We start from the raw sequence: 21,557 nt of genomic DNA on the forward strand, positions 1-21,557 counted from the left end.
CTCTTCATTGAATAACACCGGGAGTCGCTTCGCCCACATCGGATCGTTCTGTGCCGGTGATGGGGTGTGTGGCGAGGGTGGGGCTGGGTAATCGAACCCACCGGAACCACTGATTCCGCTTTAGGGATCCACCGCTAGAGGACGCTGGAGGACAGACCGTGAGCAAGCTGATACGGCGTTGTGCCGTCACGGGCGTTTCCGCTGTAGCCGCTGTGGGCGCACTCGTCGCCGTGGGCGGTCCCGCGAGCGCGACCACGACCGCACAGGCATCGCCTGTTTCCGCCCAGACGGTGGCAGCCGGCCATCACCCGTCACGGCCGTCCGCCGGACACCGGCAGATCGATCCCTGGGTCGCCGGCCAGCTGGCACAGTTCTACCCCGATGCCGCCCGGCGGCTCGCGGTCTACGACCCCTGGGTCAAGGACCAGATCGCGCAGTTCACCGCCGACAAGAAGTGACCGGGCGGCCGTCGAAGCCGGGCACTCAGACACCTGGGTCGGCTTCGACCGGGCCGGGCCGAAGGCCGCGCGCCGCTTCCAGTTGCGCGGCGAAGGCCAGCCCGAGGAAAAGGGCGATCGAGGTCAGGTAGGCCCACAACAGCAAGGACATGAAGGCGCTCAGCGGGCCGTAGACGGTGTCGAAGGAGCCGCTGACCTCCAGGTAGAGGCTCAGCAGCCAGGTCAGCGTCATCCACAGCACCAGGTAGACGGCCGCGCCGAAGGCCAGCCAGGTGTACCCGGGCTGCTTGCGGCGCGGTGAGCGGCGGAAGACGGTGCTCGCGGAGATGAGCGCGAGCAGCAGCCCGAAGGGGCGGCGCAGGACGTCCCAGGCCGCCAGGGTGCCGCTGTCGAGGCGGTAGACGGTCACCGCCGCCGAGGCGAGGTCGTCCCCGGCGACCATCACGACGAACCCGAGGCCGAGCGGGAGTCCCGCGCCGACGGACATCAGCAGGCCGCGCAGGTACTTGAGGTGGAACGGGCGGTCGCGTTCGTTGCCGTAGATCCGGTTGGCGCCGCGCTCGATCTGGCACATGGCGGTCGTGACGTTCACCAGGGAGAAGGCGGCACAGAGCCAGAGGGCGACGGCGGCGCCGTCACCCGCGGTGCTCCGGCCGCGGGCGAGGGCGTCGTCGACGACGCCGGAACTGGGGCCGCGGGTGATCCGGTGGATGGTCAGTTCTGCCAGCCGGCCCACGTTCTCGGTGTGCACGACGGTCGAGAGCCCGACGAAGGCGATGGTCAGGGGCACGAGGGCCAGCACCGTCTGCAGGGCGAGCGCCCGGGAGTGGCTGAAGCCGTCGGCGTACCGGAAGCGGACGAACGCGTCCCGCAGGAGCGCCCAGCCGCCGTAGCGGCGCAGCGCCGCCCATGCCTCGTCACCGGACAGTTCCTCCCCGCTCATGTCCCGTGTCTCGGGAACCTTCGTGGCAGTGCCCATCGCCCCCCCAATGCTCGTCGGCCGCCGACGGCGGCTCTGTCCGTCTACCCGGAAGCGTGGCCGCCCCAGCGCGCGATTCCGGGGCGGCCCCGCGCCCTCGACCGCCGAGCCCGTCACGGAAGGCCGGCGACACGACGCCCACGCCACGGGGTACGCTCCTGCGCCGGGCTGATCCGTTGATCAGCCACGTGGGAGGGGGGACGCATGACATCGCCACGATCGATCCCGAACGTGACCGATGAACGCCTGTGCTGGCTCATCGTTCGTGAGGAATTGCGCAGAAGGTCCGGCAGACTACGGTTCTTCGGATGGTTCACCCTGCTTCTCAGCGGCCGAACCGACCGCGCCACCTTCGGAGGCGATCTCCGGCGCGAGCGTATGTCGGCCGAGCTGACCGATTACGCGGTGGCCGTGGACGAATCGGCGCAGACGCTCTCCGCTGACGAGCGCGAGCATCTGCGGGCCGTCGGCGAGGTGCCCGACTGGTTCCTGGCCGACGTCGAACGGCGGTACCAGGAGTGCCGTAAGCGCCGTTGACGGCGGCTCTGTGACGGGCAAGTGCCGCTGACGGCGGCCCTGTGACGGGCCCGTTCCGAGGTACGGCGGCGGCCACTGGACCTGACACGGATCCATCCGGGACCCGGGCGGCCGCCGCCCAACTACCTTGTCCCGCATGACAGTCACCGGAATCGACATCACAGAGGATCTGATCCGGGACCTGCTGCGCGAGCAGCACCCCGACCTGGCGGACCGCCCCCTGAAGCTGGGAGCGCTCGGCTGGGACAACCAGGTGTGGCGGCTCGGTGACGACCTCGCCGTCCGGATGCCCTGGATGACGGAGTCCGCGGACGCGCTGCTGCGCAAGGAACATGCCTGGCTGTCCCTCCTCGCCCCGCACCTCCCGCTCCCGATTCCCGTTCCGCAGCGTCTCGGTGAGCCCTCCGAACGCTTCCCGCGGCCCTGGCTCGTCACCACCTGGGTACCGGGCGAGCCCGCCGACCGCGCCCCCGCGACGCGCCCCGCCGAGGCGGCCGTCACCCTGGCGCGCTTCCTGACCGCCCTCCACAGCCCCGCCCCCGACGGAGCGCCGGCGGGCCGGAACCGCGGCGGCCCGCTGGCCGAAACCGCCCAGCGGTTCACCGAAGCGCTCACCTCGGCCACCGAACTGGGGCTGATCGGCGACCCGGAAGCCGTCCGCGCGGTATGGGAAGACGCGGCCGCCGCGCCCGACTGGGCAGGCCCGCGTCTGTGGCTCCACGGCGACCTGCACCCGGCCAACGTCCTCACCGCGAACGGCACCTTCTCCGGCGTCATCGACTTCGGCGACCTCTTCGCCGGCGACCCGGCCTGCGACCTGGCCGCCGCCTGGATCCTGCTGCCGGACGGCGCCGCCGACCTCTTCCACGAGACCTACCGGCCGGGCCCGGACACCGCCACCCTGCGCCGCGCCCGCGGCTGGGCGGTGCTGCGCGCCCTCGCGGGCATCCACATCGGGGACGCCGGTGTCCACGGCCGCCCCGGTGGCAAGCCGACCTGGGGCCCGCCCGCCCACGCCGCCCTCGTACGTCTCACCGCGGGGGTGCGCCGGTGATCAGGCGACCCGGCAGTACCGCACCGGTTCCTGCCCAAGTCTGGTCGCATGTAGGCCGGTTCGTACCCCCGATCTTGTCCATGCTTTGACAACTCGTTCCCTGGACGTTAAACCGGCCGACCCCGTCCAAGCTGTGTGCCGTCCGTAAGGTCCCTGAGCGTTGCGGAAGAAGGGACTCATGGACGCACTCCTCGCAGTCCGGGCGCGCGGGATCACCAAATGTTTCGGCGACGTGGTCGCGCTCGACGGCGTCGACCTGGATGTGACGCAGGGTCAGATACACGGCCTGGTCGGACCGAACGGCGCCGGCAAGACGACTCTGCTGGGTCTTCTGCTGGGGCTGGCCGCCGCAGACAGCGGTCGCCTCGAGATTCTGGGCACGCCGGCCGGGCGGGCGCTCACCGCCCCCGACGGAGTCGCCGGCTTCGTGGACGGGCCCGGCCTCTACCCCTCGCTCACCGCCCGGCAGAACCTGGCCGCGCTGGCCGCCCTCCGCGGAATCGGGGCGCGGACGACGGGGATCGACGACGCGCTCGACCAGGTCGGTCTCACCGATGTCGCCGACGACCGGGTGCGCGGGTTCTCCCTCGGCATGCGCCAGCGGCTCGGACTTGCCGCCGCCCTGCTCACACAGCCCCGGCTGCTCGTGCTCGACGAACCCGCCAACGGCCTCGACCCGGCAGGCAAGAGGCATGTGCACGGTGTCCTCACCCGGCTCGCGGCGGACGGAACCAGCGTCGTGCTCTCGAGCCACCGCATGGACGACCTCGAAGCGCTGTGCTCCGAGGTGACCATCATCGCCACCGGCCGGGTCGTCTTCTCCGGCCCGCTGGACAAGCTGGCCGCCGAGAAACGCGAACTCGACTACCGGCTGGTGACCTCCGACCCCGAGGCCGCCCGCCGCCTGGCCGCCGACACGCGGGGGATCCACATCGCCGACGAGGCCACCACGCGCTACGGCGCCGAAGTCCTCGTCGTACGCGCGCAGGTGCCCGCCCTCGACGAACTGGTGACGGGGCTCGTACGGGCAGGCATCGCGCCTCGCGAACTCACTCCCGTGGTGGCGCCGCTCGAAGCCGCCTTCCTCGCCCTGACCGAGCAGCACCCGGAGGAGCGGGCCCGATGACCGCGACACTCGTACCTGGCAACGATGTCCGGCCCAGCCCAGTTCCGCTGTCGCGCGGCTACCGGTTCGAGCTGGTCAAGCTGGTCTCGCAATGGCGGATGCGCCTGCTGGTCCTCGCCTGCTGGATCACGCCGGCGCTCTTCGTGATCGCGGTGAGCCGGCAGAGCACGCTTCCCGTCGACACCCTCTTCGGCCGCTGGATGCACGCCACGGGCTGGGCCGGGCCGCTGGTGGTGCTCGGCTTCGCCGGTACCTGGGCGCTGCCGCTGCTGACCTCGCTGGTGGCCGGTGACGTGTTCGCCGCCGAGGACCGCCTGGGCACCTGGCGCCACCTGCTCGTGGCGGTCCGGTCCCCGCGGCGGATCTTCGCGGCGAAGGCACTGGCCGCCCTCACCGTCATCCTGCTGCTGGTGGCGGGGCTGGCCTGTTCCAGCGCGGCCGGCGGAGCCGTGGCCGTCGGCAACCAGCCGCTGGTCGGCCTCGACGGCCATCTGCTGACACCGGCGGACGCCGCGGGCCGGGTCGCGCTCGCCTGGATCTGCGTGCTCGCCCCGACGCTCGCCCTCGCCGCCATCGGGCTGCTCGGCTCCGTCACGCTGGGACGGTCTCCGATGGGACTGCTGCTGCCCGCGCTGTTCGCGCTCGCCATGCAGCTCGCCCAGATGCTGCCGCTGCCCGTCGCCGTGCGCCTCGCCCTGCCCGGTTACGCCTTCATCGCCTGGAACGGCCTGTTCACCAGCCCCGCAGAGCTTCAGCCGCTGCTGATCGGGATCGCGGTCAGTCTCGCCTGGGCCGTGGTCGCGACGACGCTGGCCTGCCTGCTCTTCGTACGCCGCGACTTCACCAACGCCGCCTACGACGGCTCGGGATGCCGTGCCGTGACCGCCGGGGTGCTGCCGCTGGCCGGGCTGGCCGCAGCGACGGTGCTGGTCGTCGCCACGACGACCTCGGCCACCGGCTCCGGGATCCAGCAGGACAAGGTGCAGCGCTCCCTCGCCACGGAGTTCGCCCACCTCTACCGCCTGCAGACCGGGCAACTGCACCGCCCCGACGTCACCGAGGCGCGGCTGAGGACGGCCGCCACATGTGACAAGGGCAGCGTCAGGGTCGCCGCCGAGGGGCCGGGCAACGACTGGCGCTGCGTCGTCTCGTGGCATCTGCCCGGCGTCGAGGCCACCGGCTCGGCCGTCTACCAGCTCGACGTCACCGCGGACGGGCGGTTCGTCGCCGACGGCGACGGACCGAAGGAAGTGAACGGCTACTTCCTGGTGCGCACCCCGACCGGGGACGCACCGAACCCGCTCTGGCAGTTCGACGGCAGCGTCGACCTGCTGTCCACCTCGAAGGGATGAACCCATGCAGGTAAGACGCCACCGCAGGCGTGTCCACAAGAACGGTGTCGCTCTCCTCGGCAGACGTGTCGGCCGCCGGACCCTGCTGACCGCCGGCATCACCGCTGTCGCCGTCACCGCCGCGGGCACCGCTTTCGCCCAGACGCACCAGTTCGGCACCGACCAGGTCGGCCAGGTCACCGACCGCGGCCAGGTCGTCTCCAGCGACCAGTACATCGCGCCGTACGGCGAACGCCTCGTCATCGACAACGGCAAGATCATGTCGTCCTCGGTGAGCCCCGACGGCACCCACCTCGCCGCCTCCGTCACCGACGGCGGTGCGGCACTGTCCGTCGTGGACCTGAAGAAGTGGACGGTGCAGCAACTCGTCGGCACCGCCGCCTCGTCCAGCCCGCGCCTCGGCAGCAACGAGGTGGGCCAGGAAGGCCCCACCTACTCGCCCGACGGCTCACAGCTGTGGCTCGGCCAGACCGACGGCTACACCAGGTTCACCGTGAACCCGGACGGCAGCGTCGCCGACCCGACGGCCGTGAAGATACCGGCGGACGGGACCAAGCACGCGCTGGTGGGGGAGGCGGTGTTCTCGCCCGACGGCTCCACCGTGTACTCCGCCGTCAACGGCCAGAACCGGGTGGTCGCCCTCGACGCGGCGACCGGGGCCGTCCGCCGGAGCTGGGCCGTCGGCAACGCCCCGCGTGACCTGGCCCGGGTCGGCGACAAACTCTACGTCAGCAACGAGGGCGGTCGCCCGGCCGAACCCGGAGACGCCACGCTCAACTCCTACGGCACCCAGGTGCCGGCCGACCCCAGGACGGGTGCCACCACCACCGGCACGGTCGGCGTCATCGACCTGACGCACCCGGACGCCGCCCCGACCAGCATCGACGTCGGCCTGCACCCGACCGCCCTGTACGCCAGGCGCGGGGCGCTGTTCGTCACCAACACCGCCAGCAACGACGTGTCGGTCATCGACACCCGCCGCGACAAGGTCGTACAGACCATCGCGACCCAGCCCTGGCCCGAGGCCTCGGTCGGCTACGAGCCCGACGCGGTGACGCTCACCGACGACGGGCATCTGCTGGTGACGCTCGGCCGCGCCAACGCGGTCGCCGTCTACCGGTACACCACCCCCCAGGAGCCGGTCAGTTACGTCGGCCTGCTCCCGACGGACTACTTCCCCGCGGAGATCGCCACCGTCGGCGACCAGGTGCTGGTCTCCAACACGCGCGGTGTCGACGCCCGCCGCCCCACCAGCGCCGCCGGGCACGCCACCCACGACACGACGTCGAGCCTGACGCGGTTCGAACTGCCGGACGACAGCGTCATCAGGTCCCGGACATCCAAGGTCTTCCAGCAGAACGGCTGGAGCCGGGGCTCGGTGCAGCTCGCCAAGGGCATGGGGCACGCGAAGCCGGTGCCGGTCCCGCAGCGGCTCGGCGACCCGTCGACGATCAAGCACGTGTTCCTGATAGTCAAGGAGAACCGGACCTACGACCAGCTCTTCGGCGATGTCCCGCAGGGCAACGGCGACCCGTCGCTGGCACAGTTCGGCGAGAACGTGACCCCGAACCAGCACGCGATGGCCGAGCAGTTCGGGCTGTACGACAACACGTACGACATCGGCACGAACTCCGCCGAGGGCCACAACTGGCTGATGCAGGCCGACAATCCGGAGTACACGGAGTCCTCGGCCGGTGAGTACAAGCGCAGTTACGACACCGAGGACGACGCTCTCGGCCACCAGCGCACCGGGTTCATCTGGTCCGGCGCCCAGGCGGCGGGCAAGAGCGTGCGAAACTTCGGCGAGTTCCAGCAGTTCCTGTCGAAGCCCGCGGACGCGAGCTGGCAGAACCTTTACTGCGACGCCAAGAACATGGACTCGACCGGGCAGGACACCGCGTACACCCTGAACTCGTCCTCGCCGATCCCGTCGCTCAACGACGTGTCCGTGCACGGCTTCGCGAAGTTCGACACCAGCGTCCCGGACATCTACCGGCACCAGATCTGGAAGCGTGACTTCGAGAAGAACGGGCCGGCGAACCTCAACATGTTCTGGCTCTCCAGCGACCACACCGGCGGCCCGGCGAACGCGGCCGCCCAGGTCGCCGACAACGACCTCGCCACCGGCCGGATCGTCGACGAGATCTCGCACAGCAAGTACTGGAAGGACTCGGCGATCTTCGTCGTCGAGGACGACTCCCAGGCCGGCCTCGACCACGTCGACGGCCACCGCGCGCCGATCCAGATCATCAGCCCCTGGGCACGGCACGGCACCGTCGACAGCCGCTACTACTCCCAGATCACGGTGATCCGGACCATCGAGCAGATCCTCGGGATCCACCCGATGAACCAGAAGGACAGCGCTGCCACCCCGATGCGGGGGGCCTTCACCAAGAAGGCGGACCTCACACCGTTCACCGCGCTGCCCAACCGGACCTCCCTGACCGGTGGCCTGAAGACCCCGCCCGCCTGCGGCGTGGACACACCGGCACCGCAGGACCCCGCCGCGGCACCCGCGCCGTCGGCGAAGGTCCCCGCGGACAAGCAGTCACTCGCCGCGAAGTGGGACCGCTGGAAGTCCAGGCAGCGCCTGACCGGACCCAACGCGGTGCCCGACTACGCGAATCCCGCCCAGATGAACCACTTCACCTGGTACGAGACGCACAACTGGAAGAAGCCGTACCCCGGCGAGACCAGGCTCTTCGAGCCTGACGGCGTACCGGGCGCCTACCTGCCGTCGTCGGAGTCCGACGGCTGACAAGCACCCGCGGCACGAAGGGGCCCCCGTTCGGCATACCACCGGGCGGGGGCCCTGCCGTGGCGGCGGCGCGGTTGCGGGGTGGTCCGCGAGGTGGAGGGGCGAGTCGCTCCAGCGGGGGAGCGGGGGCGCGCCTGAGGGGCGATGCGAAGTGGTCCGCGGGCACCGGACGATGGGGGTGCAGCGGAGGGAGACGTTCGTGGAGCGTGGGGACAGGATCGGGCGTGCGGCGGGGTACGCGGCGGCAGCAGCTCTCGTGCCGTACCTGGTGATCAAAGTGTCGTGGGTGGTCGGTTCGTCACTCGGACTGCTGCCGGTGGGGCGGGGCTTCAGCCTGGGCGGGTGGCTGGCGCTCAACACCGTCACGATCGGTATGGCCGCCGCCGGGATCACCCTGGGGCTGGCGCTGGTGCGGCCCTGGGGGACGCGGATCCCCGGCCGGCTGGTGGGCTTCATCGGCTGGGTGGGCTCGGGGTTCCTGGTGTCGATCCTGCCATTCGTGGTCATCAGCTCGCTCGTGAACTCCGATGCGCATACGGGGAGTTCGGGAGGCTCGGCGAGCTCCGGAGGTGACGGGGCGATGCCGGGCTGGGAAGCGATGCTGCTGCAGTGCAGCTTCGTGGGCACCGGGATCGCGCTGGCCATCGCGCTTCCCGCCTACCTTCGACGGCGCTGGCCCCACGCACTGCGCAGGCCCGAGCGCCCCCCGACTTCCCCAGGGCCGCTGTGGCCCGCCGTCACCGGCGCCGTGACCGGCCTGGTGTGGCTCTACTGGGCGGCCGGCGGCCCCCTGGGCATCGCGCACCGCGATGAGCGGCCGGCCGACTGGCATGTGCTGGTCGGGGTCAGCGCGTGCTGGGCTCTCGCCGCTGCCGCCGTACCGGCCCTCGTCCGGCGCCGCCCGGCCCGGCTGCCGTATCCGCTCCTGCTCGCCCTCGCGTGGCTGGGGTCGGGTTCGATGTTCGCGTGGAGCGGCTGGCGGCTGCCGGCCACCGTCTACGTGGCGCTGGCGCGTCCGAGCGACGTCAGCTACCCGGAGAACGTCGCCCTCGCCGTGACGCTGCACCTCATGGCCGTGCTGACGGGGGCGGGGATCATGCGGACACTCGTACGCGACCGCAGCGGCCTGAGCGTGCCCGACGCCGCCGAGGATCCCGCCGAGCGGGTGGACGGCCGCCGGTGAGCCCGGCGAATACGACTCAGGGCTTGTTCAGGGGCAGAACGAAGGCCGCGTCCGCCGGGCAGTGCCCCGAGTGCGTGGGGGCAGGTACCTCAGATGCGTGCCGTACGGCGGAGAGGGCAGGATTCGAACCTGCGTGGGCCCGCAAGGGGCCCGACCGTGAGGCGAGCTCGCTGGTCCCCGATCAACCACTCCGGGCACCTCTCCCTGTTCCCGGCCCCGGTCTGTCCCGCTGCCGTTCACGTGAAAAGAGTGGCAGCAGCCCCTGACACCAACCTGACGCGTCCCTGACGGTGCCCTCCGGCGAACCTGAGCGTCCACCAGCGGCACACGGGCACCCCCACCTTGACCACTGGCACCGGCCCTGTCCGGTCGATTAGGTTATGACCGATGACCACCGGGACGGCCTCGCGCCACACACAGTCTGGTGACCCGGTGCCCCACTGAGCGCCGTAGGGGCCGGAACCGGTCCGCTGTTGGACCGCGGGCCCGGCGCTGCTGCGCGGGCCCCGCCTCCTGTCGTGTTGATCAACGCTCGACGTGTCAACCACGACAGGAGAAGACATGCCCGACAAGATGATGCACATCCCCACCGCGGACGGCCAGGCCGACGCCTTCGCCGCCTTCCCCGACGACGGCGTACGGCACCCAGGGGTGCTGATGTACGCGGACGGTTTCGGTATCCGGCCCGCGCTGCGGGAGCTGGCCCGCGAACTGGCCGGGCACGGGTACTACGTGCTCGTTCCCAACCTCTTCTACCGGCACGGCCCGGCACCGGTGATCGAACTGCCCGAGTACATCGGGGAGGATGCCCGGCCCGCGGTCTTCGCCCAGTTGATGCCGCTGATCGAGGCGCACACCGCCGAACGTGTACTGAGCGATGCCGACGCCTACTTGGAGTTCCTCACCACCCGGCCCGAGGTCGCCGCCGGCCCGGTGGCGGTGACCGGCTACTGCATCGGCGGTCTCCTGGCGATGCGTACCGCCGCCGCCCACCCCGGCCGGGTCGCGGCCGTCGCCGGCTTCCACGGCCCCGTGGGCGCCGACGGGCCCGAGGCGCTGCACCGCCTGCTGTCCACGCTCACCGCCGAGGTACACCTCGGCCACGCGGCAACCGACATGACTCCCGAGGCTCTCGTCGAACTCGACCAGGCCCTGGACGCCGCGGGCGTCGACCACACCTCCGAGATCTATCCCGGCACCGCCCACGGCTTCACCATGTCCGACACCGACGCGTTCGACCCCGCGGGGCTGCGGCGCCACTGGGACCGCCTGCTGCCCCTCCTCGACCGCACGCTGGCCGGCCGCTGAGGCTCCGGCACGGAACCGGGACCCGCGACTTCGGCTCGGCATCTGCCGAACCGAGTTCGGGTCACATCCCCGACGCCGACCGCCGGGTGCGCAGCTTCTCGAAGAGACGCTGGGCCTGGGCTCGGCGGCGGGGATCGGCCGCGGTGCGGCGAGCTTGTTCGATCGTGCGCCGGCCCTGCGGGCTTTGCGCGAACTGCTTGAGCCGCTGGAGAACGCCTGGCATGTCGCTCCTCTCGCCATGGGCGCCCGGCTCCGGCCGGGCCCCGTGGAGTCCGACTACCCGGTCAACGGCCATCCAGCCTCGGTGAGCCGAGAGAGACGGCCGCGTCCGACTGCCGGCCCCCGACGACGCCGCCTAGTCCCTGGGCGGCTTGACGGTGATGTCGAGGTAGAAGGTGTCGATGCTGCGCACCGCCGCTTCGAACTCCTCGAGGTTGACCGGCTTGGTCACGTAGGCGTTGGCGTGGTGGTGGTAGGCGCCGGTGACGTCGTCGGGAGCGGCGGACGTGGTCAGCACGACCACCGGAATGGTCCGCAGGTCCGCGTCCTCCTTCACCACGGCGAGGAACTCGCGGCCGTTCATCCGCGGCATGTTGAGGTCCAGGACGATGAGGTCCGGGCGCTCGTTGTCCGGGTCGCGCAGGTATTCCAGGGCCGCCATGCCGTCGGAGACCTGGGTGAGGTTGCGGGTACCGCGCTCGGCCAGGGCGTCCTGGATGAGCATGGCATCGGCGACGTCGTCTTCGACCAGCAGGACGTCGTACGGGCGGGTAGCGGCGGCGGCCATGTGTCACAAGCTCCGGGATTCGGGGGAGGGAGGGGTGGGTGTGCTGTTGGTGATGAGACCGGGCCAGCGACGACGGGCACCCTGCCGGCTCATGCTCAAGGCCTGGCCGATCTCGGGGTAGCCCGCCCCGCTCGCTGCCGCCGCGTGCGCCGCCTGGTCCTCCAGACGTCTGACGGCGAGCCTGACGTCGCGCAGCACACGCAAGCGCGCGAGAGCATGCCGACGGGCGTCACCGGCCGTGTCCACGAGGTCGGCGGGCGGGTGAGGGGCGTCCCGCGCGAGTCGCCGGGTGAGCTCGTCCACCACCTGGGTCACCAGTGCGGCCGTCTCCCCGGACCAAGGCGGAGTGGGTGCGGGACCAGGCATGACGCCACTGTACGGTGATGTTCCCGACAGGGACAACATGCGTTGTCGAGCCGTGGGTACAGTGTGGTTGCCACATGGCAACAGCGGCCCACTCGTCGAGGAAAAGATGCAGACCGCCATAGATACCGAGCCGTCCGACAGAGGCGTTCTCTCCAGCTGGACGACGCGGCGCTGGCTGCGTACCGGAGTCGCCACCACCCTGGCGGTCCTGGCGGTCCTGGGCTCACTGGGAGGCTGGGCGATGTGGCGTACTTCGCAGATCACCTCCGAGCTGGTCGACCGGCGCTCGCCCGCCCTGATCGAGGCCATGCGGGTGGAGCAGGCCCTGGTCAACCAGGAGACCGGGATCCGCGGATACGGCCTCTCCGGCCGCTCCGACTTCCTCCAGCCCTACGCCCACGGCGTGACCGACGAGAAGACCGCCCTGAACCTGCTGCGACCCCTGGTCAAGGACGAGCGGGCCGCCGCCGACCTGGCCGAGGTCGAGCGGCTCGCCGGCACCTGGCAACGGCGCATCGCCCGCCCCATTTCGAGAGCCCCGGCCGGCGAGGCCGTGAGACTCGCCACGGAGCGGGCCGCGGAGGGCAAGTCCGACTTCGACGCGCTGCGGCGTGCCATGGCGCGTCAGCAGGACCATCTGCAGAGCGAGCGGGCGGCGGCCACGCGGACGCTGAGGCGGGCGGAGACGCTGCGGAACTGGATGTTCGCCGTCATCGCCGTCGTCATCATCCTGGTGGCGGCCCTGATCTTCGAGGGGCTGCGTCGCGGCGTGACCGCTCCGCTCACCCGGCTCGGCTCGGCGGCCCGTGAGGTGGCGCAGGGTCGTTTCGACCGCTCCCTCGCCGGAACCGGACCCGCCGACCTGCGGCAACTGGCCTCCGACGTGGAGGCGATGCGGCAACGGCTGGTGAAGGAACTGGAGTTCAGCGAGCAGGCGCGCAGGCTTCTGGACGAGCAGGCCGAGGACCTGAAGCGTTCCAACACCGAACTGGAGCAGTTCGCGTACGTGGCCTCGCACGACCTTCAGGAGCCACTGCGCAAGGTGTCCAGTTTCACGCAGCTCCTGCAGCGTCGTTACGGCGGCCAGTTGGACGCGAAGGCCGACCAGTACATCGCCTTCGCCGTCGACGGCGCCAACCGCATGCAGACGCTCATCAACGACCTCCTGGCCTTCTCCCGGGTCGGGCGGGTGCACAACGATCACCAGACGGTCGATCTGGAAGCGGTGATGAGCAAGGTCCTGGACGACCTCAGTGTGACCATCGAGGAGACAGGCGCCGAGATCACCCACGACCCGCTTCCCACCGTCGTCGGGGACACCACCCAGCTGGGCATGCTCTGGCAGAACCTGCTCTCGAACGCCGTCAAGTTCCGCAGCCCCGACCGGCCGCCCCGCGTCCGGGTCCGAGCGGTGTGCGACGCGGGGGAGTGGACGTTCTCGGTGACCGACAACGGGATCGGCATCGCACCCGAGTTCCACGAGAAGGTCTTCGTCCTCTTCCAGCGCCTGCACACCAAGGACGCCTATCCGGGCACCGGCATCGGCCTGGCGATGTGCAAGAAGGTCGTGGAGTTCCACGGCGGCACCATCGGCATCGACGCCGAGCACACCCTGGGCACCCGCGTCGTCTTCACCCTGCCCGCCACCGGATCCTCGTCCGCGGCCCCGCAGAGGGGGGCCCAGCAGTGACCGACCCCGCCGCGACCCGCGACGCGCGGTACGCCATCCTGCTCGTGGAGGACGACGACGGAGACGCCCTTCTCGTCGAGGAGCTCCTCCACGACACCGACCTGCCGCACACCCTGACGCGCTGCCGCACGGCCGCCGAAGCCCGCGCGGCACTGGCCTCCGACGCCGTGGACTGTGTCCTCCTGGATCTGCACCTGCCCGACGCGTCCGGACTGGAGTCGGTCCGGGCGATCCAGTCGAACACCCACGCCGCGATCATCGTCCTGACGGGGCTGGACGAGCCCCGCGCGGGTGTCGACGCCCTCGCGGCCGGCGCCCAGGACTACCTGATCAAGGGCAAGGTCGAACCCGACCTGATGCAGCGCGCCCTGCGCTACGCCGTCCAGCGAAAGCAGGCCGAGCGCGCCAATGCCGCTCTGCAGATCGGGCGCCTGCGCGCGGAGGAGAACGCACGCCTCGAACGTGGTCTGCTCCCCGAGCCCCTCCTGTCCTCCGCCACCGTCACCGCGTCCAGCCGTTACTACCCCGGCCGCGCCCAGGCACTGCTGGGGGGAGACTTCCTCGACGTCGTCCAGACCGACGACGGTCACATCCACGCCGTCATCGGGGACGTCAGCGGCCATGGTCCCGACGCGGCGGCACTGGGCGTCTGCCTGCGTATCGCCTGGCGGGCCCTGATCCTGGGCGGACACCGCGACCAGCATCTGCTCCATCTGCTGGAGCAGATCCACATCGCCGAACGGGCCGGCAGCGACCTCTTCACCACCTGCACCCTCATCACCCTGAACCCGGAGGCTGGCACGGTCACCCTCCATCTGGCCGGCCACCATGAACCCCTTCTCGTCACCGCCGACGGCGCACGGGTGGTGACCGCGGCCCACGGGGTCGCTCTGGGGATCGTTCCCGGGCTGGGCAAGTGGCCTTCCACCACCATCGCCCTGCCCGCCCGCGGCGCGCTCGTCGCCTACACGGACGGCCTGATCGAAGGCTTCGCCGCCGACGACTCCACCCGGCTCGGCGTCGAGGGCCTGCTGGACATCATCGGCACCATCGACACGCCGGACCCCGGCTCCCACCTGGACCAGCTCATCGCCCGCAGCCGCACACTCAACGCCGACCGGCACACCGACGACCTCGCCGTACTGCGCCTGGACTGGAACAACACGCACACCGGACGCACACCGAGTGCGTGGCGCACGGTGCCGTAGCTCCCGGAACCGGCAGAGCGGGGCGAGACGCCCAGTCAGGCCGTGAGGGCTTCGCGGAGGCTGGCGCAGCAGGGCACGAGGGTGTCGATGCCGACGATCTGCAAGGTGCGCAGCACGTACGCCGAGGCATTCGCCAGGCGCAGCCAGCCGTCCGCCGCGGTGAGGTCGCGGTGGGCGGCGAGCAGGACGTTGATGCCGCTGGAGTCGATGAAGGTCACCCGCTCCATGTCGACGATCACGCGGGGCCGCTCGCCGAGACCACCGGGATCCAGGGCCTGGACGAGGCGTCCGGCGCTGCCGTGGTCGATCTCGCCGGCCGCGGTCACCACGGTGATGCCGTCGAGAGTGGTGGACACCACCTCCAGCAGCTCGGGCTCGTGCGTGTGCTCGGCGTCGGTCTCCGTCACGGCGTTCCTCAGCATCCTCGAGATCAGACAGGGGCCAGGCATGGTTCTCCGGAAGAGTGCCCGGCAGTCGCCCTGGCATTTCCCCCTGAGTACCGACCGCCGGTGGAGGAGGCGACGCCCGCGTGGGAACGATCCTGACATATGCCCGCGTAGCGCCCGGTGTGATGTCCGGGCTTCCCCGGGTACCTGACCTGAAGTAGTGCGTAGCAGCAGCGAGCGGACGGAACGGACCTTGTCTGGTGAGGACAGCATGACGCTCCACGACGACGGCCGTCCACATGCCGCGGCAGCCCTGGACGGACAGAGTTCCTGCATCGCCGAGGCCCGCCGCTTGGCGACCGGCTTCCTGTCCCGGATGCGTACCGAATACCGGACCCCTGTCTCCCAGCGGGCCGTGGAGCTGACACAGCTGGTGGTGAGCGAGCTGGTCACCAATGCCCGTAAGTACGCCTCCGGGCCGATCCTGCTGGATCTGCGGATCGCCGACGATCTGGTGGAGGTCCAGGTGTGGGACTCCGATCCCGCGCTGCCGGCCGTAAGGGCCGCCGACGCGAGCCGGGTCGGGCAGCACGGCCTGGAGATCGTTGAAGCCGTCTGTCAGAGCGTCGAAGCCGTGCGGGAAACGGTGGGGAAACGCATGACCGCTCGGCTCGCTCTCGCGGACCCCTCCGGCAACGACTCCGCTCGCCTCTGGTAGGTGAGCGATCACCGCGAAGCCGCCCCTGACCCCCGTGCCCGACCCTTGAGGGGCCGGCGGTCGGACGGCCGGGGCGGCAGTTCGGTGCGAGCCGGCGGTCAACGGCCACTGTGCTCTTCGCGTGCCTGCTTGAAGGCATCGGAAATGGTCTCCGCGGCACCGGAGAGGGCCCCCTTGGCCGCCCCCTGGGCGCCGGACTCCGTCATCTTTCCCTTGAGCTCGGTGAGGCCGGCCGGCTTGCGCGGCCCGGATTCCAGATCGAGCCGGTTGCACGCCTCGGCGAAGCGAAGGTAGGTGTCGACACTCGCGACGACGATCCGAATATCGATCTTGAGTATCTCGATACCGACAAGAGAGACCCGCACGAACGCGTCGATCACCAGACCGCGGTCGAGAATGAGTTCCAGAACGTCGTACAGGCCACTGGAACCGCCTCCGCCGCCGCCCTGCTGTGTCGCCACGGTCATCGCGACCAACCCCTCATCGTCCGGTTTCGGCATGGTCTTGTCCGCAGAGCCCGACAACGGCGCGATGGCCTCGCCGGTCCACGCCGCGACCCGAGCTTCAAGGTGCGGATGCCCCCACCACCTGGGCTAAAACACCAGTGCGAGTCGGGCCGAGCGGTCCGTCCCCACACGGATCCCCACCGGCCTCACGCCACAGACCCCCGCGAGGTGCACTGCGTGCGCCGCCTGCCGCAAATCGCTTGTGGACCGATATGGAAATCCGTCGTCGAAGGAATCGACGACGTGGCCAAAATGATCCGGGACCGGGCCAGTGCGGTTGTCCCGTATTCCATTCGACCGGTTCAGGAAGTGCATCGGAGCTCGGTGATTCACCGGGCTCGTGAATCACTCCGACAAGCTGGTCTCGGCGATTGGGGTCCGGATTTCAGAGCCCGCGACGAGGGGACCCGGCACGCCCGCCGCGACCGGGGGTTAACCCCCGGTCGCCCGGGGGGAATGCCTCGCACGCGGGGGGTGGCTGGCAGGCTTTTCCAGGTCGCGGGCCGACAAGAAGACTTCCGGACATGACGACTTCCCCCGATGTCTCCTTGACGCCTCAGCCCGCACCTGCCGACACGGAAAGGGCCGGGGCCGGCGGCGGCAGTGACTTCGCACGGCTCTCCCAACGGATGGCCGAGGCCGGCCTGATGCGTCGGCGCCCCGGCTACTACGCGGCACGCATCGGCCTGGTGGTCGTGCTGTACACGGCGGGCTGGGGGTCTTTCTTCGCTCTGGGCGACACCTGGGGCCAACTGGCCGTCGCGGCCTTCCTGGCCTTCGTGTTCGGGCAGGTGGCCCTGCTCGCGCACGACCTGGCCCACCGGCAGGTCTTCCGGCGACGCCGGCCCAGCGAGATCATGGGCAGGCTGTTCGGGAACCTGGGCGTGGGCATGAGCTACGGCTGGTGGATGAACAAGCACACGCGCCACCACGCCAACCCCAATCACGAGGACCTCGACCCCGACGTCGCCCCCGACATCCTGGTGTGGTCCACCGAACAGGCACGCGCCAGCCGTGGTGTGGCGCGCCTGATCGGTGGCCACCAGGCCCTGCTTTTCTTCCCGTTGCTGACCCTCGAAGGCTTCAACCTGCACGTCTCGAGCCTGCGGGCGCTGCGTTCGCCGTACATGAGGAAGCGAAACCTGGAAGGCGCCCTGCTCCTGCTGCACATCGCGGGCGTGCTGTCCGCCCTGTTCCTGGTCCTTCCGCCGGGCAAGGCGGTGGCGTTCCTGGCGCTCAACCAGTGCCTGTTCGGCGTGTATCTCGGCTGCACCTTCGCCCCGAACCACAAAGGGATGCCCACCTTCACCGGTGACGAGCGGCCCGACTTCCTGCGGCGCCAGGTCATCACCTCCCGCAATGTGCGTGGCGGCCGGCTGACGGACATGATGCTCGGCGGCCTCAACTACCAGATCGAGCACCACCTGTTCCCGAGCATGCCCACGCCCCATCTGCGCCGCGCCCAAGTTGTCGTTCGGCAGTACTGCGCCGAGATCGGCGTGCCCTACCACGAGACCGGACTGATCCGCTCCTACCGCGAGGCCCTGACCCATCTGCACCGGGTGGGAGAGCCGATCAGGCGGCAGCGAAGCGCACGGTGACCGTCGACGGCCCTGGGGCCCCGGGTTCGGCGGGGACAGCCACTACTTCCAGTTCCAGCCGTAGGACGTGACGGGAAAGGGCCGGTCAGGATGTGGCGGGAAAGGGCCGGTCAGGATGTGGCGGGAAAGGGCCGGTCAGGAGAGGATCTCGACGTACCCGTCGGTGCCGTGTACCCGGATCCGCTGGCCGTCGCGGATCAGGCGGGTGGCGCGCTGCACACCGACCACGGCGGGCAGGCCGTACTCCCGGGCGATCACGGCGCCATGGGTCATCAGACCGCCGACTTCCGTCACCAGTCCCGCGATTCCGACGAACAGGGGCGACCAACTCGGGTCCGTGTAGGCCGTGACCAGGATGTCACCCGCCTCGAGGTCGGCCTCGGCGATGTCCAGGACGACCCGGGCCCTCCCCTCCACGGCCCCGGCCGACACCGGCAGACCGATCAGGGCGCCGGCCGGCGCGTCGTCGCGCCGGTACGCCCCGGTGACGGACTCGCCGTCCGATGTCAGCACCCGGGGAGGCGTCAGCGTCTGGTAAGACCGGAAGGCTTCCTTGCGCTGCTGGATGAGCCGGGGATCCACCTGCTTCGAACGCACGACGTCATGGAACTCCTGGAACGTGAGGTGGAAGACGTCCTCCTTCTCGGCGACCACACCGTCCCGCACGAGGCGCTCGGCCTCCTCCAGCAGAGCCCGCTTGTAGACGAAGTAGCGGCTGACGATCCCGTACTTGGGATACTCCCGGTAGCCGATGAAGGTCCGGACCCGGTCGATCATCCGCTTGGTCTCGTCGGCCTTCCGCTCCCCGTCCGGCAGGGCCCGCAGGCGTGACAGCACGTCCTGTTCCTTCTTCCACGCCTCCAGGCGCCCTTGCTCGAAACGCCGTTCCGCGGCACCCGGCCCGAAGTTCCTGACGTTGTCGAGGATCACGGGTACGAGCGTGGTGGGGCGCTCACGCCAACGCGGCCTCGTGATGTCGATCTCGCCGACGCAGCGCATGCCGTACAGGTCGAGGTAGCCGTCGATGGCGTCGCGTGCTTCGGTCCCGCCCGGCAGCTTCACCAGCTCGTCCAGGAAGCCCTCGTCCTCGACGCCCCGCAGGAAGGCGACCACCTCCGCGTGCGGACGGATGACGTCCGCGACGTCGAGCAGCGCGAGACCCATCTCCGAAGTGACGTTGCCGGGAGCGGACAGCGTGAGCGTGTCGGCCGCGTTCTTCTCGCCGAGCCACTCGTGCAGCTTGTCGTTGAGCCACCACGTGGCCTCCATCCCCGCCATGATCACCTGGATGTTCAGCGGATCACCGAGAACCCGTTTGTGCTCCTCGAAGGCCTCCAGCAGGAAGTCGAACAGCGCCGGCCCGCTCTTCGTCCGGATGCCGCGCTCCAGGGCGGCGACCGACCTCCGGCTGCGCTCGATCAGCTCGGTGACGACAGCGGGGTCGGTCTCGACAGGGGAGGAGGCGCTGCTGCCGGCCGGCGGCCCGCCGGGGCCCGCGTCCGGGAGCGACGGGACGAAGCCGTCGCGGTCCAGCACGGTCTCCAGCGCGTCCCCGATCAGGGGATCGGACCGTCCCACGAGGTCCAGGAGTCCGGCACGGCTGGCGGGCGCGGCCAAGCGCCCGGTGACGTCGACGAACAGCCTCCCGCCGGCGGCGTGCATCGGCACCATGGCCGTCAGCTGCCACATGGAGAGCCCCAGGGGCTTCATGGCGTCGGTCATCATCTGCTGATGACCGACGGAGACGTACACGTGGTTCTCCTGGTCACCTGACTCGGGGACGGGGAACAGCGTCGTGATCGGCCGGCTCTGAACGATCTGGAAGTCGTCGTCGACCAGGCACCATTCGATGTCCTGCGGGCTGCCGAACTCCGCCTCGATCCGCCGCCCGAGCCGCACGAGCCGCACCACCTGTGCGTGCGTCAGCGCCGGCTGCTCCTGCCGCCGTGTGTCGATCGCGACTTCGCGCGTCCCGCCGCCCGGCAGGGCGTGAACGGCGCGCTGCTTGGCGGCGATCGCCTCGGCGACGACTTCGCCGTCCCGCACCTTGAAGACGTCCGGGTTCACCAGGCCGGACACCAGTGCCTCGCCGAGGCCGAAACCGGCGTCCACGGTGGCGACCTTCCGGTTGCCCGTCACGGGGTCGGCCGTGAACAGGATGCCGGCAGCCTGAGGGAAGACCATCTGCTGCACGACCACGGCCATGTGCACCGTGCGGTGGTCGATGCCGTTGTGCCGGCGGTAGACGACGGCACGCTCGGTGAACAGCGAGGCCCAGCACCGGCTGATGTGCCGGAGGACCGCCGTCGGCCCCACCACGTTCAGATACGTGTCCTGCTGGCCGGCGAAGGAAGCCGTCGGCAAGTCCTCCGCCGTCGCGCTGGACCGGACGGCGTAGGCGGCCCGCTCGCCGTTCCGTACGAGCGCGCGCGTGATCTGTGCCGCGAGATCGGCGGGGACGGCGATGTCCTCGATGGTCCGTCGGATCTCCGCGCTGAGCGTTCGGACCGCCTCCCGATCGTCCAGCGGCAGGCGTGACAGCTCCTCGAGCCGATCGTCGATCGACGGCGCTTCCGCCATGATCCGCCGGAAGGCGTCCGTCGTCACACAGAAGCCGCCCGGCACGCGGAGGCCCGCGACACGCGACAGCCGGCCCAGATTCGCGCCCTTGCCGCCGACCGCGCCGACACGCCTCTCGTCGACCTCTCGAAGATCCAGCACGTACTGCTCGGTCATGACCTCTCCCACAGCTGCTCCGACGTCACCTCGCCCCCATACGTCGGCCACGACACACATGTCGCGCCTCGTTTCCGCAGGTTGTGGGCTCGGCCGACGATTCTGCGCCAGGACCGGGGCCTTGCCGCAAGCCCCCCGGTGCGCTATAAGTTGAGAGTGGCGAGGAGAGGATCTCCTCGCTTCTTTCTTTCACCACCCGCACTCGCCGGTCAGGTTCGGCGTCCGACCCGGTGCCGGAAGCGGCAGCCGGCAGGCAACCCCGGCCACCATGGTGCGCTGCCAGTACTCACGCCGGCGCCGGCATCCCACGCTCGCACCGCGCGGGTCTCACATGCCGGTGGTGGCCTGGCCGAGCGCGGCGAGTGCGGTGGCGGCCTCTGCCTGTCGCGGGCTTCTCAGCTCGGCGAGAGCGTCACGGGCGGCGAGCAGCGTCTCCCTGGCCTCCGGGTGGCCCATGGCGGCGAGCACCTGGCCCAGGTCGAGCCGCGCCTGTTCGGCCCAGGACGGCATCTGCGCGGTCTCGAAGAAGGTGAGGGCCTGCCGGAGCGGCGGCTCGGCCTGGTGCCGGCCGGTATCGCGGCGTCGGCGATCCCCGACGCGCTCAGCAGCCGGGCCAGAGCGTCACGGGCAGTGGCCGGCTCGGCGTCCATGCCGTGCAGGTCCAGGGCGAACTGCCCGTCCGGGAAGTGCGGGGCGAGACGGTGCGCGGCGTGCACCGCGAACGCGGTCTTGCCCAGACCGGGCTGTCCGGTGACCACGGCGACCGCCGGCCGGCTCGGACCGGCGTCCCGCACCAGGTCCAGC

At 70.5% G+C, this 21,557-nt stretch carries 20 protein-coding genes and 1 pseudogene; 12 read left to right on the forward strand and 9 right to left on the reverse strand.

The window, feature by feature from the left end:
• Positions 1–158: 158 nt before the first annotated feature.
• Positions 159–458, forward strand: a complete 300-nt coding sequence (locus ABZ478_RS22285) for a hypothetical protein (RefSeq protein WP_359552096.1) — start codon at positions 159–161, stop codon at positions 456–458.
• A 25-nt stretch (positions 459–483) separates the two neighbouring features.
• Here ABZ478_RS22285 and ABZ478_RS22290 read toward each other — a convergent pair whose 3' ends face one another.
• The gene (locus ABZ478_RS22290; RefSeq protein ID WP_359552098.1) at positions 484–1,437 is read right to left on the reverse strand and encodes a YihY/virulence factor BrkB family protein; all 954 of its coding nucleotides are present in this window, start codon (positions 1,435–1,437) and stop codon (positions 484–486) included.
• A 231-nt stretch (positions 1,438–1,668) separates the two neighbouring features.
• Between ABZ478_RS22290 and ABZ478_RS22295 the strand changes: the two genes are divergently transcribed.
• From ABZ478_RS22295 to ABZ478_RS22320, 6 genes are all read left to right on the forward strand, one after another.
• On the forward strand, positions 1,669–1,974 hold the full coding sequence (locus ABZ478_RS22295) for a hypothetical protein (RefSeq protein ID WP_359552100.1): 306 nt from the start codon (positions 1,669–1,671) through the stop codon (positions 1,972–1,974).
• Positions 1,975–2,110: 136 nt separating this feature from the next.
• Positions 2,111–3,028 carry an aminoglycoside phosphotransferase family protein gene (locus ABZ478_RS22300; protein WP_359552101.1) on the forward strand — a complete coding sequence of 306 codons (918 nt, stop codon included), beginning with the start codon at positions 2,111–2,113 and terminating at the stop codon, positions 3,026–3,028.
• A 178-nt stretch (positions 3,029–3,206) separates the two neighbouring features.
• Complete coding sequence (locus tag ABZ478_RS22305; RefSeq protein ID WP_359552103.1) at positions 3,207–4,154, forward strand: ABC transporter ATP-binding protein; 948 nt, start codon at positions 3,207–3,209, stop codon at positions 4,152–4,154.
• Entirely contained in the window at positions 4,151–5,506 is a 1,356-nt protein-coding gene (locus ABZ478_RS22310; RefSeq protein ID WP_359552104.1) for an ABC transporter permease, read from the forward strand. The genes ABZ478_RS22305 and ABZ478_RS22310 overlap by 4 nt, the downstream gene beginning before the upstream one ends.
• Positions 5,507–5,510: 4 nt before the next feature.
• Positions 5,511–8,264: an alkaline phosphatase family protein gene (locus ABZ478_RS22315; RefSeq protein WP_359552106.1), complete on the forward strand. Its 2,754-nt coding sequence runs from the start codon at positions 5,511–5,513 to the stop codon at positions 8,262–8,264.
• A 199-nt stretch (positions 8,265–8,463) separates the two neighbouring features.
• Positions 8,464–9,447: a hypothetical protein gene (locus ABZ478_RS22320; RefSeq protein WP_359552108.1), complete on the forward strand. Its 984-nt coding sequence runs from the start codon at positions 8,464–8,466 to the stop codon at positions 9,445–9,447.
• 108 nt (positions 9,448–9,555) lie between these two features.
• Here ABZ478_RS22320 and ABZ478_RS22325 read toward each other — a convergent pair.
• Positions 9,556–9,651 (reverse strand): annotated as a pseudogene (locus ABZ478_RS22325).
• A gap of 357 nt (positions 9,652–10,008) precedes the next feature.
• Here ABZ478_RS22325 and ABZ478_RS22330 point away from each other — a divergent pair.
• Positions 10,009–10,755, forward strand: coding sequence for a dienelactone hydrolase family protein (locus ABZ478_RS22330; RefSeq protein WP_359552110.1), 747 nt, complete (start codon positions 10,009–10,011; stop codon positions 10,753–10,755).
• Between the two features lie 61 nt (positions 10,756–10,816).
• Here ABZ478_RS22330 and ABZ478_RS22335 read toward each other — a convergent pair whose 3' ends face one another.
• The 3 genes from ABZ478_RS22335 to ABZ478_RS22345 form a co-directional block, all read right to left on the reverse strand.
• Entirely contained in the window at positions 10,817–10,978 is a 162-nt protein-coding gene (locus tag ABZ478_RS22335) for a hypothetical protein (RefSeq protein WP_359552112.1), read from the reverse strand.
• Positions 10,979–11,110: 132 nt separating this feature from the next.
• Complete coding sequence (locus ABZ478_RS22340; protein ID WP_199213247.1) at positions 11,111–11,542, reverse strand: response regulator; 432 nt, start codon at positions 11,540–11,542, stop codon at positions 11,111–11,113.
• 3 nt (positions 11,543–11,545) lie between these two features.
• Complete coding sequence (locus ABZ478_RS22345) at positions 11,546–11,908, reverse strand: hypothetical protein (protein WP_359552114.1); 363 nt, start codon at positions 11,906–11,908, stop codon at positions 11,546–11,548.
• 106 nt (positions 11,909–12,014) lie between these two features.
• Between ABZ478_RS22345 and ABZ478_RS22350 the strand changes: the two genes are divergently transcribed.
• Positions 12,015–13,598 (forward strand): ATP-binding protein, encoded by a 1,584-nt coding sequence (locus ABZ478_RS22350; RefSeq protein ID WP_359552115.1) that lies wholly within the window; start codon positions 12,015–12,017, stop codon positions 13,596–13,598.
• The gene (locus ABZ478_RS22355; RefSeq protein ID WP_359552117.1) at positions 13,595–14,806 is read left to right on the forward strand and encodes a fused response regulator/phosphatase; all 1,212 of its coding nucleotides are present in this window, start codon (positions 13,595–13,597) and stop codon (positions 14,804–14,806) included. Before ABZ478_RS22350 ends, ABZ478_RS22355 begins: the two co-directional genes overlap by 4 nt.
• A 35-nt stretch (positions 14,807–14,841) precedes the next feature.
• Here ABZ478_RS22355 and ABZ478_RS22360 read toward each other — a convergent pair whose 3' ends face one another.
• Positions 14,842–15,228, reverse strand: a complete 387-nt coding sequence (locus tag ABZ478_RS22360) for an STAS domain-containing protein (protein WP_359552119.1) — start codon at positions 15,226–15,228, stop codon at positions 14,842–14,844.
• 235 nt (positions 15,229–15,463) lie between these two features.
• Here ABZ478_RS22360 and ABZ478_RS22365 point away from each other — a divergent pair, with 235 nt between their 5' ends.
• Positions 15,464–15,910 carry an ATP-binding protein gene (locus ABZ478_RS22365; RefSeq protein WP_359552121.1) on the forward strand — a complete coding sequence of 149 codons (447 nt, stop codon included), beginning with the start codon at positions 15,464–15,466 and terminating at the stop codon, positions 15,908–15,910.
• Positions 15,911–16,008: 98 nt separating this feature from the next.
• On the opposite strand, the gene ABZ478_RS22370 is transcribed toward ABZ478_RS22365, so the two are convergent.
• Positions 16,009–16,377, reverse strand: coding sequence for a gas vesicle structural protein GvpA (locus ABZ478_RS22370; RefSeq protein ID WP_359552352.1), 369 nt, complete (start codon positions 16,375–16,377; stop codon positions 16,009–16,011).
• Positions 16,378–16,940: 563 nt separating this feature from the next.
• On the opposite strand from ABZ478_RS22370, the gene ABZ478_RS22375 reads away from it, so the two are divergent.
• Positions 16,941–18,017, forward strand: coding sequence for an acyl-CoA desaturase (locus tag ABZ478_RS22375; protein ID WP_359552122.1), 1,077 nt, complete (start codon positions 16,941–16,943; stop codon positions 18,015–18,017).
• A 135-nt stretch (positions 18,018–18,152) separates the two neighbouring features.
• On the opposite strand, the gene rph is transcribed toward ABZ478_RS22375, so the two are convergent.
• A complete protein-coding gene (rph, locus tag ABZ478_RS22380) occupies positions 18,153–20,753 on the reverse strand; it encodes a rifamycin-inactivating phosphotransferase (protein ID WP_359552124.1) in 2,601 nt (866 codons plus the stop codon).
• Positions 20,754–21,080: 327 nt separating this feature from the next.
• Complete coding sequence (locus tag ABZ478_RS22385) at positions 21,081–21,263, reverse strand: hypothetical protein (protein ID WP_359552126.1); 183 nt, start codon at positions 21,261–21,263, stop codon at positions 21,081–21,083.
• Between the last annotated feature and the right edge of the window lie 294 nt (positions 21,264–21,557).

This window comes from Streptomyces sp. NPDC005706 (assembly GCF_040631045.1).
In the GTDB taxonomy this organism is placed as follows: domain Bacteria; phylum Actinomycetota; class Actinomycetes; order Streptomycetales; family Streptomycetaceae; genus Streptomyces.

Bases quoted from the DNA above. Each gene is read 5' to 3' on its own strand.
- ABZ478_RS22290 (WP_359552098.1), bottom strand. From the start codon at position 1,437: ATGGGCACTGCCACGAAGGTTCCCGAGACACGGGACATGAGCGGGGAG.
- ABZ478_RS22300 (WP_359552101.1), top strand. From the start codon at position 2,111: ATGACAGTCACCGGAATCGACATCACAGAGGATCTGATCCGGGACCTG.
- ABZ478_RS22305 (WP_359552103.1), top strand. From the start codon at position 3,207: ATGGACGCACTCCTCGCAGTCCGGGCGCGCGGGATCACCAAATGTTTC.
- ABZ478_RS22310 (WP_359552104.1), top strand. From the start codon at position 4,151: ATGACCGCGACACTCGTACCTGGCAACGATGTCCGGCCCAGCCCAGTT.
- ABZ478_RS22315 (WP_359552106.1), top strand. From the start codon at position 5,511: ATGCAGGTAAGACGCCACCGCAGGCGTGTCCACAAGAACGGTGTCGCT.
- ABZ478_RS22330 (WP_359552110.1), top strand. From the start codon at position 10,009: ATGCCCGACAAGATGATGCACATCCCCACCGCGGACGGCCAGGCCGAC.
- ABZ478_RS22335 (WP_359552112.1), bottom strand. From the start codon at position 10,978: ATGCCAGGCGTTCTCCAGCGGCTCAAGCAGTTCGCGCAAAGCCCGCAG.
- ABZ478_RS22340 (WP_199213247.1), bottom strand. From the start codon at position 11,542: ATGGCCGCCGCCGCTACCCGCCCGTACGACGTCCTGCTGGTCGAAGAC.
- ABZ478_RS22345 (WP_359552114.1), bottom strand. From the start codon at position 11,908: ATGCCTGGTCCCGCACCCACTCCGCCTTGGTCCGGGGAGACGGCCGCA.
- ABZ478_RS22350 (WP_359552115.1), top strand. From the start codon at position 12,015: ATGCAGACCGCCATAGATACCGAGCCGTCCGACAGAGGCGTTCTCTCC.
- ABZ478_RS22360 (WP_359552119.1), bottom strand. From the start codon at position 15,228: ATGCTGAGGAACGCCGTGACGGAGACCGACGCCGAGCACACGCACGAG.
- ABZ478_RS22365 (WP_359552121.1), top strand. From the start codon at position 15,464: ATGACGCTCCACGACGACGGCCGTCCACATGCCGCGGCAGCCCTGGAC.
- ABZ478_RS22370 (WP_359552352.1), bottom strand. From the start codon at position 16,377: ATGACCGTGGCGACACAGCAGGGCGGCGGCGGAGGCGGTTCCAGTGGC.
- ABZ478_RS22375 (WP_359552122.1), top strand. From the start codon at position 16,941: ATGACGACTTCCCCCGATGTCTCCTTGACGCCTCAGCCCGCACCTGCC.
- rph (WP_359552124.1), bottom strand. From the start codon at position 20,753: ATGACCGAGCAGTACGTGCTGGATCTTCGAGAGGTCGACGAGAGGCGT.
- ABZ478_RS22385 (WP_359552126.1), bottom strand. From the start codon at position 21,263: ATGCCGTCCTGGGCCGAACAGGCGCGGCTCGACCTGGGCCAGGTGCTC.